This window comes from Streptomyces sp. XY006 (assembly GCF_002237655.1).
Classification (GTDB): domain Bacteria; phylum Actinomycetota; class Actinomycetes; order Streptomycetales; family Streptomycetaceae; genus Streptomyces; species Streptomyces levis.
The window spans coordinates 179,996-192,520 of the sequence record NZ_NOKT01000007.1 but is presented as its reverse complement, the minus strand read 5'-3'; the positions used below and the strand labels follow the sequence as shown (position 1 = coordinate 192,520).

The 12,525-nt window shown below is 73.5% G+C and carries 11 protein-coding genes and 1 pseudogene; 10 read left to right on the top strand and 2 right to left on the bottom strand.

Annotated features, from left to right (window positions below; all coding sequences use genetic code 11):
• The first annotated feature begins 152 nt into the window (after positions 1 to 152).
• The 5 genes from egtA to CHR28_RS10710 all read left to right on the top strand — a co-directional run bounded on the left by egtA (position 153) and on the right by CHR28_RS10710 (position 4,880).
• Complete coding sequence (gene egtA, locus CHR28_RS10730; RefSeq protein WP_094053316.1) at positions 153 to 1,454, top strand: ergothioneine biosynthesis glutamate--cysteine ligase EgtA; 1,302 nt, start codon at positions 153 to 155, stop codon at positions 1,452 to 1,454.
• Positions 1,451 to 2,803, top strand: coding sequence for an ergothioneine biosynthesis protein EgtB (gene egtB, locus CHR28_RS10725; protein ID WP_094053315.1), 1,353 nt, complete (start codon positions 1,451 to 1,453; stop codon positions 2,801 to 2,803). Before egtA ends, egtB begins: the two co-directional genes overlap by 4 nt.
• Positions 2,803 to 3,591: an ergothioneine biosynthesis protein EgtC gene (gene egtC / locus CHR28_RS10720; RefSeq protein WP_094053314.1), complete on the top strand. Its 789-nt coding sequence runs from the start codon at positions 2,803 to 2,805 to the stop codon at positions 3,589 to 3,591. Before egtB ends, egtC begins: the two co-directional genes overlap by 1 nt.
• Positions 3,588 to 4,550: an L-histidine N(alpha)-methyltransferase gene (gene egtD, locus CHR28_RS10715; RefSeq protein ID WP_094053313.1), complete on the top strand. Its 963-nt coding sequence runs from the start codon at positions 3,588 to 3,590 to the stop codon at positions 4,548 to 4,550. Before egtC ends, egtD begins: the two co-directional genes overlap by 4 nt.
• 114 nt (positions 4,551 to 4,664) lie before the next feature.
• Positions 4,665 to 4,880, top strand: coding sequence for a dodecin (locus tag CHR28_RS10710; RefSeq protein ID WP_094053312.1), 216 nt, complete (start codon positions 4,665 to 4,667; stop codon positions 4,878 to 4,880).
• A gap of 87 nt (positions 4,881 to 4,967) precedes the next feature.
• Here the strand turns inward: CHR28_RS10710 and CHR28_RS10705 are convergent, their stop codons facing one another.
• On the bottom strand, positions 4,968 to 5,462 hold the full coding sequence (locus CHR28_RS10705; RefSeq protein WP_094053311.1) for a phosphatase domain-containing protein: 495 nt from the start codon (positions 5,460 to 5,462) through the stop codon (positions 4,968 to 4,970).
• A 473-nt stretch (positions 5,463 to 5,935) separates the two neighbouring features.
• Between CHR28_RS10705 and CHR28_RS10700 the strand changes: the two genes are divergently transcribed.
• From CHR28_RS10700 to rpmF, 3 genes are all read left to right on the top strand, one after another.
• Positions 5,936 to 6,385 (top strand): DUF485 domain-containing protein, encoded by a 450-nt coding sequence (locus tag CHR28_RS10700; RefSeq protein ID WP_094053310.1) that lies wholly within the window; start codon positions 5,936 to 5,938, stop codon positions 6,383 to 6,385.
• Entirely contained in the window at positions 6,379 to 7,974 is a 1,596-nt protein-coding gene (locus CHR28_RS10695) for a sodium/solute symporter (protein WP_094053309.1), read from the top strand. The genes CHR28_RS10700 and CHR28_RS10695 overlap by 7 nt, the downstream gene beginning before the upstream one ends.
• Positions 7,975 to 8,109: 135 nt before the next feature.
• A complete protein-coding gene (rpmF, locus tag CHR28_RS10690) occupies positions 8,110 to 8,280 on the top strand; it encodes a 50S ribosomal protein L32 (RefSeq protein ID WP_094053308.1) in 171 nt (56 codons plus the stop codon).
• Here the strand turns inward: rpmF and CHR28_RS10685 are convergent.
• A pseudogene (locus CHR28_RS10685) lies at positions 8,263 to 8,973 on the bottom strand (nucleotidyltransferase domain-containing protein); the annotation flags it as partial. The gene rpmF and the pseudogene CHR28_RS10685 sit on opposite strands and share 18 nt — an antisense overlap.
• A 145-nt stretch (positions 8,974 to 9,118) precedes the next feature.
• Between CHR28_RS10685 and CHR28_RS10680 the strand changes: the two are divergent.
• Both CHR28_RS10680 and CHR28_RS10675 read left to right on the top strand, forming a co-directional pair.
• Complete coding sequence (locus CHR28_RS10680; RefSeq protein WP_094053307.1) at positions 9,119 to 10,123, top strand: LLM class flavin-dependent oxidoreductase; 1,005 nt, start codon at positions 9,119 to 9,121, stop codon at positions 10,121 to 10,123.
• 11 nt (positions 10,124 to 10,134) lie between these two features.
• Entirely contained in the window at positions 10,135 to 12,498 is a 2,364-nt protein-coding gene (locus tag CHR28_RS10675; protein WP_094053306.1) for an ATP-binding cassette domain-containing protein, read from the top strand.
• Positions 12,499 to 12,525 lie beyond the last annotated feature (27 nt).

Genomic DNA, 12,525 nt, shown 5'->3' with positions numbered 1-12,525 from the left:
GCCGGAGCGACAAGGATTACCAACCCGGAACGTCCCGCTTCGCCCCCTTGTGCCGAACGGCTCGCATCGTCTTGGGTGGGACGAGTGATCCCGGCCCGGGCCGCCGAAGAGCCCGGACCGGTGGCATGGTGGAATCTCAGGAGGATCCCGACATGTCCGATTCGGTAGGTGGCTGTACCGAGCCACGCACCCAGTTGACCGAGGCAGACGTCGAGGCCTTGGTCCGCGGCATCTGCTTCAAGACCGGCCCGCCACGCCGCCTCGGGGTCGAGGTGGAATGGCTCGTCCACGAGCTGCGCGCACCGCAGCTCCCCGTCTCACACGAACGACTCGCAGCGGCCTACGCCGCACTGCGGACCCTGCCTCTGAGGTCGGCGCTCACCGTGGAGCCCGGCGGCCAGCTGGAGCTGAGCTCGCCCCCCGCCGCCTCCCTGACGGAGGTCGTCCGCACCGTCTCCGCCGACCTGGACGCCGTCCGCGCGGTGCTGCGCGAGGACGGTCTCGCCCTCGTCGGCCTCGGCCAGGACCCCTGGCACGAACCCCGCCGGTATCTGCACGAGCCGCGCTACGACGCCATGGAGGCAAGCCTGGACCGCACCGGTCCGGCCGGCCGCGCCATGATGTGCACGTCGGCCTCCGTGCAGGTGTGCCTGGACGCCGGCCACGAGGAGCCCGGCCCCCTCGGCCACGTACGGCGCTGGTGGCTCGCCCACCACCTCGGCGCGGTCCTGGTGGCGGTGTTCGCCAACTCGCCGCTCGCCGGGCACCGGCCCACCGGCTGGCTGTCCACGCGGCAGCTGCTGTGGACCAGGATCGGCGCCGGACGGGCGGGCGGACCGCCCCTGGACGCCGACCCGCGCGGCGCCTGGGCCGGGCACGTGCTGGACGCCCCCGTGATGTGCGTGCGGCACGACGGTGCGCCCTGGGAGGTCCCGGAGGGGCTCACCTTCCGGGAGTGGATCCGCACCGGCGCGCCCCGGCCGCCCACCCGGGCCGACCTCGACTACCACGTCACCACCCTGTTCCCGCCGGTCAGGCCACGCGGCCATCTGGAGCTGCGCATGATCGACGCGCAGCCCGGCGACGACGGCTGGATCGTGCCGCTGGCGGTGGTGGCGGCGCTGTTCGACGACCCGGAGGCCGCCGAGACCGCCTACCGGGCCGTGAAGCCGCTCGCCGAGCGGACCCTGGGGCTGCCCGCGCCGCACAACCCGCTGTGGCTCGACGCGGCCCGCTCCGGGCTGGCCGACGCCGAACTGCGCGAGGTCGCCGTCACGTGCTTCACGACCGCGCTGGACGCCCTGCCCAGGCTCGGCGCCGCTGACGAGGTCGTCGAGGCCGTCACGGCCTATCTGGACCGCCATGTCGTGCTGGGCCGCTGCCCCGCCGACGACCTGCTCGACCGACAGCGCGGCACGGACGGTCGCGCCCACGAGAAGGACTACCGCCCATGACCGAGCCCTCCCCCGCCGTCGCCCCCGGCACCGGCACCGCCGGTACGGCCGACCCCGAGGCGCTGCGTGAGCGCGCGGTCGCCTCGCTGGTCGTCGCCCGCGAGCGGACCACGCTGCTGACGAGCTGTGTCGAGGAGCCCGACCTCACCGCACAGCACTCACCGCTGATGTCGCCGCTGGTGTGGGACCTGGCCCATATCGGCAATCAGGAGGAGCAGTGGCTGCTGCGGGCCGTTGCCGGGCAGGAGGCGATACGGCCGGAGATCGACAGCCTCTACGACGCTTTCGAGCACCCGCGTGCCGAGCGGCCGAAACTGCCTTTGCTGGCTCCCGCTGAGGCGCGCGCCTATGCGGCCGACGTGCGCGCGCGGGCGCTGGACGTGCTGGAGCGGGCGGCCTTTGACGGGACGCGGCTGACCGAGGCCGGGTTCGCCTTCGGGATGATCGCCCAGCACGAACAGCAGCACGACGAGACCATGCTGATCACCCATCAGCTGCGCACGGGCCCGCCGGCCCTGACCGCCCCGGACCCGGAGCCGGTGACGCTGTTCACCGGCCCGGCCGAAGTCCTCGTGCCGGGCGGCCCGTTCACGATGGGCACCTCGAACGAGCCGTGGGCCCTGGACAACGAACGCCCCGCGCACCGGCGCGAGGTGGCACCGTTCTTCATCGACACCACCCCCGTGACCAACGCCGCCTACCAGGCGTTCATCGAGGACGGCGGCTACACCGAGCCCCGCTGGTGGGCACCGCAGGGCTGGGCGCACATCCGCGCCCACGGCATCACCGCCCCGCTGTTCTGGCGGCGCGAGGGCAGGCAGTGGCTGCGCCGCCGCTTCGGCGTCACGGAGGTCGTCCCGGCGCAGGAGCCGGTGGTGCACGTGAGCTGGTACGAGGCCGACGCCTACGCCCGCTGGGCCGGGCGCCGGCTGCCCACCGAGGCCGAGTGGGAGAAAGCCGCCCGCCACGACCCGGCCGGCGGCCGCTCCATGCGCTACCCGTGGGGCGACGCCGACCCCGGCCCCGAGCACGCCAACCTCGGCCAGCGCCACCTGCGCCCGGCCCCCGCCGGCAGCTACCCGGCCGGCGAATCGCCGCTCGGCGTGCGGCAGTTGATCGGCGACGTGTGGGAATGGACGGCGAGCGACTTCCTGCCCTACCCGGGCTTCAAGGCGTTCCCCTACAAGGAGTACTCGGAAGTCTTCTTCGGCCCCGAGTACAAGGTGCTGCGCGGCGGTTCGTTCGCCGTGGACGCGGTGGCCTGCCGGGGCACCTTCCGCAACTGGGACTACCCGATCCGCCGGCAGATCTTCTCCGGATTCCGCACGGCCCGCTCACAGGACGCCTGATGTGCCGGCATATCGCCTACGTGGGGCCCGCTCAGCCGCTGGGCCGGTTCCTGGTGGAACCCCCGCACGGGCTGTACCGGCAGTCGTGGGCACCCCGGCACCAGCAGTACGGCACGGTCAACGCCGACGGATTCGGCGTCGGCTGGTACGCCGACGCAGACCCGGTCCCGGCCCGCTACCGCCGGGCCGGACCGATCTGGGCCGACCAGTCGTTCGCCGACCTCACCCGCGTCGTCCGCACCACCGCCCTGCTCGCCGCGGTGCGCGACGCGACGATGCCCGGAGCGGACCAGGAAGCCGCCGCCGCCCCCTTCGGCACCGGAGCCTGGCTGTTCAGCCACAACGGCGCCGTCCGGGGCTGGCCGGACTCGCTCGCCCCGCTCACCTCGACCCTGCCTGCTGCGGACCTGCTGTCACTGGAAGCCCGCAACGACTCGGCGCTCGTCTGGGCTCTGGTCCTGGCCAGACTGCGCGGCGGTGACGAGGAGGGCCAGGCCCTGGCCGACACGGTGCTGGAGGTCGCCGCGGCGGCCCCCGCCTCCCGGCTCAACCTGCTGCTCACCAACGGCGACACGATCACCGCGACCGCCTGGGGCGACACCCTCTACTACCTCACCCGGCCCGGCGGCGGCACCGTCGTGGCCTCCGAGCCCTACGACGACGACCCGCACTGGCAACAGGTCCCCGACCGCACACTGCTCGCGGCGAGCCGCACCGACGTGCTGCTCACCCCGCTGAAGGAGCCGGCCGAGACCCGCACGCCGTCCGCGAAGGAGCCCGTCACGTGAGTCCGTTCCACCTCACCCGCACGCTGCCCGAGGACGCCACGGACGCCGCCCTGCGCGCCGACGTCCAGCGCGGCCTGACCGGCCACCCCAAGACGCTGCCGCCCAAGTGGTTCTACGACGCCCACGGCAGCGACCTGTTCGAGAAGATCACCGAACTGCCCGAGTACTACCCGACCCGCGCCGAACGGGAGATCCTGATCGCCCGGTCCGGGGACATCGCCACGGCGGCCCGGGCCCGCACCCTGGTCGAGCTGGGCTCCGGCTCCTCCGAGAAGACCCGGCACCTGCTGGACGCCCTGACGGATCTGCGCACGTACGTCCCGGTCGACGTCAGCGAGAGCGCCCTGACCCAGGCCGGGCAGGCGCTCGCCGCCGAGCGGCCGGGGCTGGACGTGCACGCGCTGATCGCCGACTTCACGGCGGAGCTCACGCTGCCGGACACGCCGGGGCCCCGGCTGGTGGCGTTCCTCGGCGGCACGATCGGCAACCTGCTGCCCGCCGAGCGCGCCGCGTTCCTGGCGTCCGTACGGGCCCTGCTCACCCCGGGCGACGCCCTGTTGCTCGGCACGGACCTGGTCAAGGACGAGGAGGTCCTGGTCCGCGCCTACGACGACGCGGCCGGGGTGACGGCCGCGTTCAACAGGAACGTGCTGACCGTGATCAACCGTGAGCTCGGCGCCGACTTCGAGCCCGGCGCGTTCGACCACGTGGCCCGGTGGGACGCCGAGCACGAGTGGATCGAGATGCGGCTGCGCTCCCGTACGGCGCAGACGGTGAAGGTGCCGGCGCTCGACCTCGCCGTCGACTTCGCGGCGGGCGAGGAGATGCGCACCGAGGTGTCGGCGAAGTTCCGGCGGGAGGGCGTGCGCGCGGAACTGTCGGCGGCGGGGCTGGAGCTGTCCCACTGGTGGACGGACACCGCCGGCCGGTTCGCGCTGTCGCTGAGCGTGGCGCGCTGACACCGGCGGGCCCCGCACGGCGGCGCGGCGCGGGCGACGTCTCGCGCTTCGCCGCCGCGTGGGGCACGGTGGAGTGACGCGTGGTACACCCGTCACTCACCAAGGAGCAGCGGCATGTCGAACCACACCTACCGGGTCACGGAGATCGTGGGCACCTCGCCCGACGGCGTCGACCAGGCCATCCGCAACGGCATCGACCGGGCCTCGCAGACCCTGCGCAACCTGGACTGGTTCGAGGTGACGCAGGTGCGCGGCCAGTTGGAGGAGGGCCGGATCGCGCACTGGCAGGTGGGGCTCAAGGTGGGCTTCCGGCTGGAGGGGTCCGAGTAGGGGACGGAGGGGTCCGAGTAGGGGACGGGGGGCCCGGGCCGGGCCGCCGGATCGCGGTGGGGCGCCCTCGCCCCGCCGGCCCGGCTCTCAGGTGCGTCCTTCGCGCTCCTGCGCCGCCTTCATCTCGGCGGACCGGTCCGCCCAGTCGGCCCGTACGACGGTGAAGCCCGCGCGCCGGGCGTCCTCGCAGACCAGTTCGTCGTCGTCCACGAGGACACGCACCTCGCGCGTGCGGGCGAGCCGCTTGAGGATCTCCAGCTTGGTGAACCGGGCGGGCCGGCGGTCGGCGTCCCGCCGCATGTACACACGGCCCTCGGGCAGCCCCTGGGCCGCGAGCCAGTCCAGTGTGTCGCGCCGGCAGCGCTCGGGCCGTCCGGTGAGGTAGACGATCTCGCACTCCCGGGCGCTCTCCTCGACCAGCGCGATGCCCTCGGGGAGCGGCCCGTCCTGCGGCGCCGCATCGAAGAACCCGTCCCAGTCCTTCGGCCTGCGCTCCAGGAACCGCTGCCGGTGCGCGGTGTCGGCGAGGGTGTTGTCCAGGTCGAAGACGGCCAGTGGGGCCTTGCTGCGCTCGTCGCTCACACCGCCCACCCTAGGCCCCCGGCCCCGGTGCACGCCCACCCGCTGCCGTGCGCCGCCTTACGCCGCAGCGGTGGCGTATTTCGGCCAGCCTGCCGGGGGTAGAGGTCCGCACCACACGTCGAGCGCCCTTTTCCCGCAGGCCGTCACGGGATCTCCGGAGCCATGACAGGGGGCGAACGAGCCACACCCGTCATGCCGTTGATCCGCACAGTTGATGGCTCAAGCACGGCACTGACATACTCCGCTTCCGGCCTCGCCACCACCCGTGGCCAGGGCCGGCCGGGGACCCGCACACCGCGCCCCGGGCCGTACGCGTGTTTCCGAGCAGTGAGTCGTCCCGGTTTCACGAACCCCCCACGAAGCCCGCACCCCCTCAGTGTGTCCGGCGTCCCTCCACCCTGTGCGCCAGCCGGGCGCGACACCGACTCGACGGGGTCGAGTGCGGGGCACGAAGCAGCGAAGAAGGTGCGCCTGTGCCCGAATTCCCACCGCGGCGGAACGACCATCCCCCCTTCCCCCATCCGCACGCCGAACAGACTCCGCCGTCCCGGATATCCGACCATCCGGAATTCCACTCCCTGCGTAGCGCGCAGCGCCGGTTCGGCATCCGGGCGACAGTCCTGTCGGCCGGCGGATTCCTGCTGTACGTGCTGCTGTCGAGTTTCCTCCCCGCGGTGATGAACCAGCCCCTGTCCGGCCGTCTCACCGTCGGACTCGCCCTGGGTCTGGGGCAGTTCGCCGTGATGGGCGTGACCGCCTGGTGCCACGTCCGGCACATGCGCACCCGGGTGGATCCCCTCGCCCGGGGCCTGCGCTCCCGGCTGCAGCACGAGAACGCGAGCCGCCGGGCCCGGTCCGCCGCGCCGCCCGGGGGGACCGGCCGGCCCGTCCAGCCGGGCACCCGGGGGTTCCGCACGTGGTGACCGCCGCCGCCATCGACGACCGCAGCCTGCAGCTGACGTTCGTGCTGTTCCTGACCGTGGTCGTGATCACCCTCTTCACGGCACTGCTGACGGCCCCGCAGCGCGACGAGATCAGCGAGTTCTACCTCGGCAACCGCACCATGTCGCCGCTGCGCAACGGCCTGGCCATGTGCGGTGACTACCTCTCCGCGGCGACCCTGCTGGGCAGTACCGGACTCGTCGCCCTGACGGGGTACGACGGGCTGATGTACCTGGGCGGCACGACCGTCGCGTGGATGATGGTGCTGCTGCTGATCGCCGAACCCCTGCACCGCACGGGCCGGTTCACGCTCGGCGACACGGTCGCACTGCGCCTGCCCCGGCGGCAGCGGCCGGTCCGGGTCGCCCTGTCCGTGTGCATCCTGGCCATCGCGACGCTCTACCTGGTGGCCCAACTGGTGGGCAGCGTCGCACTGCTGACACAGTTCACGGGCGTGCCGAGCGGGACCACCCGCACCCTGTGCGTGGTCGTGATCGGCACCTTCGTGATCCTGTACGCCTCGCTCGGCGGCATGCCCGGCGCGACGGTCGTGCAGATCTTCAAGGCCGTGATGCTGGTGGTGGGCGTGCTGTTCACGGCGGGCTGGGTGCTGCACCACTTCCACTGGAACCCCAACGCGCTGCTGGAGAGGGCGGCCGAACGCAGCGGATCCGGACCGCGCTTCCTCGAACCCGGCCTGCGCTACGGCGGCACCGTCAGCAACAAGCTGGACTTCCTCAGCCTGGAGCTGGCCATCGTCCTCGGCCTCGCCGCCCTCCCGCACGTGCTGATGCGCCTGCTCGCCCCGCGCCGCAGCGGCGTGCTGCGCTCGTCCGTGCTGTGGGCCGTCGGACTGGTCGGCGCGGTCTGCTTCGGCGCCGGCATCCTCGGCCTGGGCGCGACCGCGCTGCTCGGCCGGGACACCCTCGTGAGCACCGACCGCACCGGCAACTCGGCCGTCCTGATGCTCGCCCACGAACTCGGCGGCAGCGTCCTCACCGCGCTGCTGACCTGCCTGGCGTATCTGACCCTGCTGGCCGTGGCGGTCGGTCTCACCCTGGCCGCGGCCTCGTCGCTGGCGCACGACCTGTACAGCGAGGTGATCCGCAAGGGCCGCGCGACCGAGACGGAGGAACTGACCGTGGCCCGGCTGTCCGGGGCGGTCATCGGGATCCTCGGGATCCTGCTCGCCCTCGTCGCCTGGGGCGCCAACACCGCCACGCTCGCCTTCCTGGCCTTCGCCATCGCCGCGTCGGCGATCCTGCCGACGATCGTCTACACGCTGTTCTGGCGCCGCTTCTCCGCCGGCGGAGCCCTGCTCAGCCTCTACGGCGGCCTGCTCTGCTCCGTCCTGCTGGCGGCGTTCTCCCCGGTGGTCTCCTCCACCCCCGGCTCGTTCTACCCGGACGCGGACTTCGCGTGGTTCCCGCTGCAGAACCCGGGCATCGTCTCCATCCCCGCCGGCTTCCTGCTGGGCTGGCTCGGCACGGTGCTCGACAAGGGCCCGGCGGAGGAGCCGGGTACGCGTGAGCGGTTCGAGGTGCGGATGCTCGTGGGCGCCGACGACTGACACCGTCCGGGGACGGCGGCCGGCCGGCCGGGGCACGGCCGGCACCGGGGACGCACATGGTCGACGGGATCCGTTTTGTTAATGGGATCCATTTTCATGTAGCGTCCTCGGTGCCGTCCACCGAGGAGGAGTCCCATGGCCGTCCCCAAGCGGAAGATGTCCCGCAGCAACACCCGTCACCGCCGCGCCCAGTGGAAGGCGGCCACGCCGGCGCTGGTGCCCGTCACCGTCGACGGCGTCCGGCACCTCGTGCCGCAGCACCTGGTCAGGGCCTACGAGCGGGGCCTGCTACGCCCCGACGGCTGAGCGCCCGGCCGTGTAGAAGTGCGCCCGGACCCGGCGCAGCCAGGCCTCCACGGGAGCCTCGTCGGGCTCCTCCGGCAGCACCGTGGGGCCCGCGGTGAAGGCGTCCTCGTACCGCTGGAGCAGCGGCCGCGCGGCCGACGGGTCGGCGGCGACGCGCTCCCCGAAGGCGTGGTACTCCGCCGGGTCCTCGACGCGGATCGTCAGCCGCCCGGTGGTGTACAGCTCCAGGCCCTGCGTGCACAGCCGCTTCAGGTGCCGGGCGTGCTTCGCCGTGCGCTTGCGGGTGTCCGCGGAGAACGAGCCGTCGCCCCGGCTCTCCAGCCGCCGGAACTGCTGCGTGGCATAGCCGAGGTAGGCGTCCCGCACGCGCCGGGCGGACAGGAACGAGCTCCGTATGCCGATCAGCTCGTCGCCGAGCGGGGTCCGCACCTCGTACAGCTCGTCCGGGAGCCACACCAGCTCCATCGCCGTCGGATTGCCGCCCAGGGCCAGCCGGCACCACTTGGCGGCCTCGTGCAGGGTGCGGTCCGGCGCCGTGCTGACGTGCGACTCCTTGGGCCGGTGCAGGCCGTGCAGCTGTGCCGTGGGCGCGGCGAACAGGCCGAGGCGGTCGATGTCGGAGCCCTCGCGGGCGAGTCCGTACGCGGTCGATCCGACGATGCCGGAGAGCAGGACGTTGGGGACGGTCACGGTCGGCCGCCTTTCGCTTCTGGGTACCGGGACATTGTCCTGACGTGCGAGGACGCGGTCACCCGGTTTTCCGGGCCGGGCCGGCCGCCGCGGCGGACCGCCGTGCGGCGGCGGAATACCGGCGGCCCCTCGCGGCGTCAGACCAGGTATGGAAGCCGTGCGTCTGTCCGTCCTCGACCGCTCCCGCACCCGTGAGGGGCACACCCACCCCGAGGCGCTGCGCGACACGGTGCGGCTGGCGCGGGAACTGGAAGGGCTCGGTTACCACCGGGTCTGGGTGTCGGAGCACCACGGCGTCCCCGGGGTCGCCGGCTCGGCGCCGACCGTGCTGGCCGCGGCGGTCGCCGCCGCGACCGGCACGATCCGGGTGGGCACGGGCGGGGTGATGCTGCCCAACCACCGGCCGCTGGTCGTGGCCGAGCAGTTCGGCGTGCTGGAGTCGCTGTTCCCCGGCCGGATCGACATGGGCCTCGGCCGCTCCGTCGGCTTCACGGACGGGGTGCGCAAGGCCCTGGGCCGCGACAAGGGCGACGCCGAGGACTTCGAGGCCCAGCTGCGCGAGCTGCTGGGCTGGTTCCGGGGCGCCTCCCCCACCGGGGTGCACGCCCGCCCCGCCGAGGGACTGACCGTGCCGCCGTTCGTCCTGGCCATGGGCGAGGGTGCCGGCATCGCGGCCCGCCTCGGCCTGCCCCTGGTGATCGGCGACCTCCGCGACCGCGACAGGATGCGACGGGGCATCGACCGCTACCGCGAGCACTTCCGCCCCTCGGCCTGGGCGCCGCACCCCTACGTCGTCGTCTCCGGCACGGTCGCCGTCGCCGCCACCCCCGAGGAGGCCCGGCGGCTGCTGGTCCCCGAGGCCTGGTCGATGGCGTACTCCCGCACCCACGGCACCTTCCCTCCCCTGCCGCCCGCCGAGCGCGTCGAGGCGCTCACCCTCACCGGCAAGGAGCGCGACCTCTACGAGGCCGGGCTGGCCGGGCACATCGCGGGCACCGAGGAGCAGGTCGCGCACGACCTGGGGACACTGCTGAAGGAGACCGGGGCGCAGGAGGTCCTGGTCACCACCAGTACTTTCGACCGCGAGGCCCTGCTGGACTCCTACCGGCGGCTGGCCGCGATCGCCCCCGGCCTGACGATCGCCTCCGGTTAGAGTCGTCTCCCATGCACGACCCCCATCACGCCGCCCCCACCGACACCCACGACCCGTACGTGCGGGTGCGAGGAGCCCGCGAGCACAACCTGCGCGGCGTCGACGTCGACGTCCCGCGCGACGTACTGGCCGTGTTCACCGGCGTGTCCGGCTCGGGGAAGTCGTCCCTGGCGTTCGGCACGATCTACGCCGAGGCGCAGCGCCGCTACTTCGAGTCGGTCGCGCCGTACGCGCGCCGGCTGATCCACCAGGTCGGCGCGCCGAAGGTCGGGGAGATCACCGGGCTGCCGCCGGCCGTCTCGCTCCAGCAGCGCCGCGCGGCACCCACCTCGCGCTCCTCGGTCGGCACGGTCACCAACCTCTCCAACTCCCTGCGCATGCTGTTCTCCCGGGCCGGTACCTATCCGCCCGGGGCCCGGCGGCTCGACTCCGACTCCTTCTCGCCGAACACGGCGGCCGGGGCGTGCCCGGAGTGCCACGGGCTCGGCCGGGTGCACCGCACGACCGAGGAGTCGCTGGTCCCCGACCCGTCGCTGTCGATCCGCGAGGGCGCGATCGCCGCCTGGCCGGGGGCCTGGCAGGGCAAGAACCTGCGGGACATCCTGGACGCGCTCGGCTACGACGTGGACCGGCCGTGGCGGGAACTGCCCGCCGAGCAGCGCGAGTGGATCCTGTTCACGGACGAGCAGCCCGTGGTCACCGTGCACCCGGTGCGGGACGCCGACCGCATCCAGCGGCCCTACCAGGGCACGTACATGAGCGCGCGGCGCCATGTGATGAAGACCTTCGCCGACTCCAAGAGCCCCACTCTGCGGGCAAGGGCCGAGCGGTTCCTCACCAGCGCGCCCTGCCCGGCCTGCGGCGGCACCCGGCTGCGGCCCGAGGCCCTGGCGGTGACTGTCGGCGGGCGGACCATCGCCGAGCTGGCGGCCCTGCCGCTGGTGGAACTGGCCGGCTGCCTGGAGGCGACGTCGGAGGCGGCCCGGGTCCTGACCGACGACCTCCGGTCACGGATCGCACCGGTCGTGGAGCTGGGCCTCGGCTACCTCAGCCTCGACCGCGCGACCCCCACCCTGTCCGCGGGCGAGCTGCAGCGCCTGCGCCTGGCCACCCAACTGCGCTCCGGCCTGTTCGGCGTGGTCTACGTCCTGGACGAGCCGTCGGCCGGACTGCACCCGGCGGACACCGAGGCCCTGCTGACCGTGCTGGAGCGGCTCAAACGCGCCGGGAACTCGGTGTTCGTGGTGGAGCACCACCTGGACGTCGTACGCGGGGCCGACTGGCTGGTGGACGTGGGCCCGCTGGCGGGCGAGCACGGCGGACGGGTGCTGCACAGCGGCCCGGTGGCCGCCCTGGCCGGTGTCGAGGAGTCGGCGACGGCCCGCTACCTCTTCGGCCGCTCCCCCGCCCCGGCTCGGACGGTCCGCGCCCCGAAGGACTGGCTGAAGACCGGCCCGGTCACCCGGCACAACCTGCGCGGGGTGACCGCCGCGTTCCCGCTCGGCGCGTTCACCGCGGTCACCGGTGTGTCCGGCTCCGGCAAGTCCACGCTCATCGGCGAGATCACGCAGGAGACGCCGGGGGTGGGGCGGCTGGTCTCGGTCGACCAGAAGCCCATCGGCCGCACACCGCGCTCGAACCTCGCCACCTACACCGGCCTGTTCGACGTCGTGCGCAAGGTGTTCGCGGCGACGGACGGAGCGCGGGAACGCGGCTTCGGCGTCGGCCGGTTCTCCTTCAACGTGGCCGGCGGGCGGTGCGAGACCTGCCAGGGCGAAGGGTTCGTCAGCGTGGAGCTGCTGTTCCTGCCGAGCACGTACGCGCCCTGCCCGGACTGCGGCGGGGCCCGCTACAACGCCGGGACGCTGGAGGTGACGTACCGGGGGCTGACCATCGCGCAGGTGCTGGATCTGACGGTGGAGAGCGCGGCGGCCTTCTTCGCGGACACCCCGGCGGTGGCGCGCAGCCTCGGCACCCTGCTCGACGTCGGCCTTGGCTATCTGCGGCTGGGCCAGCCCGCGACGGAGCTGTCGGGCGGCGAGGCGCAGCGCATCAAGCTGGCGAGCGAACTGCAGCGCGCCCGGCGCGGCCACACGCTGTACCTCCTCGACGAGCCCACGACCGGCCTGCACCCGGCCGATGTCGACGTCCTCATGCGCCAGTTGCACGGCCTGGTCGACGCCGGGCACACGGTGATCGTCGTCGAGCACGACATGTCCGTCGTCGCGGGCGCGGACTGGGTCGTCGACCTCGGCCCGGGCGGCGGCGACGCGGGCGGCCGGATCGTGGCGGCGGGACCACCGGCCGAGGTGGCGCGCTCGGCCGAGAGCCGGACGGCGCCCTACCTGACGCGCGCGCTGTCCGGGAACGGCTGAGGCGGGCCCCCGCCGGAGGGGGCGGGC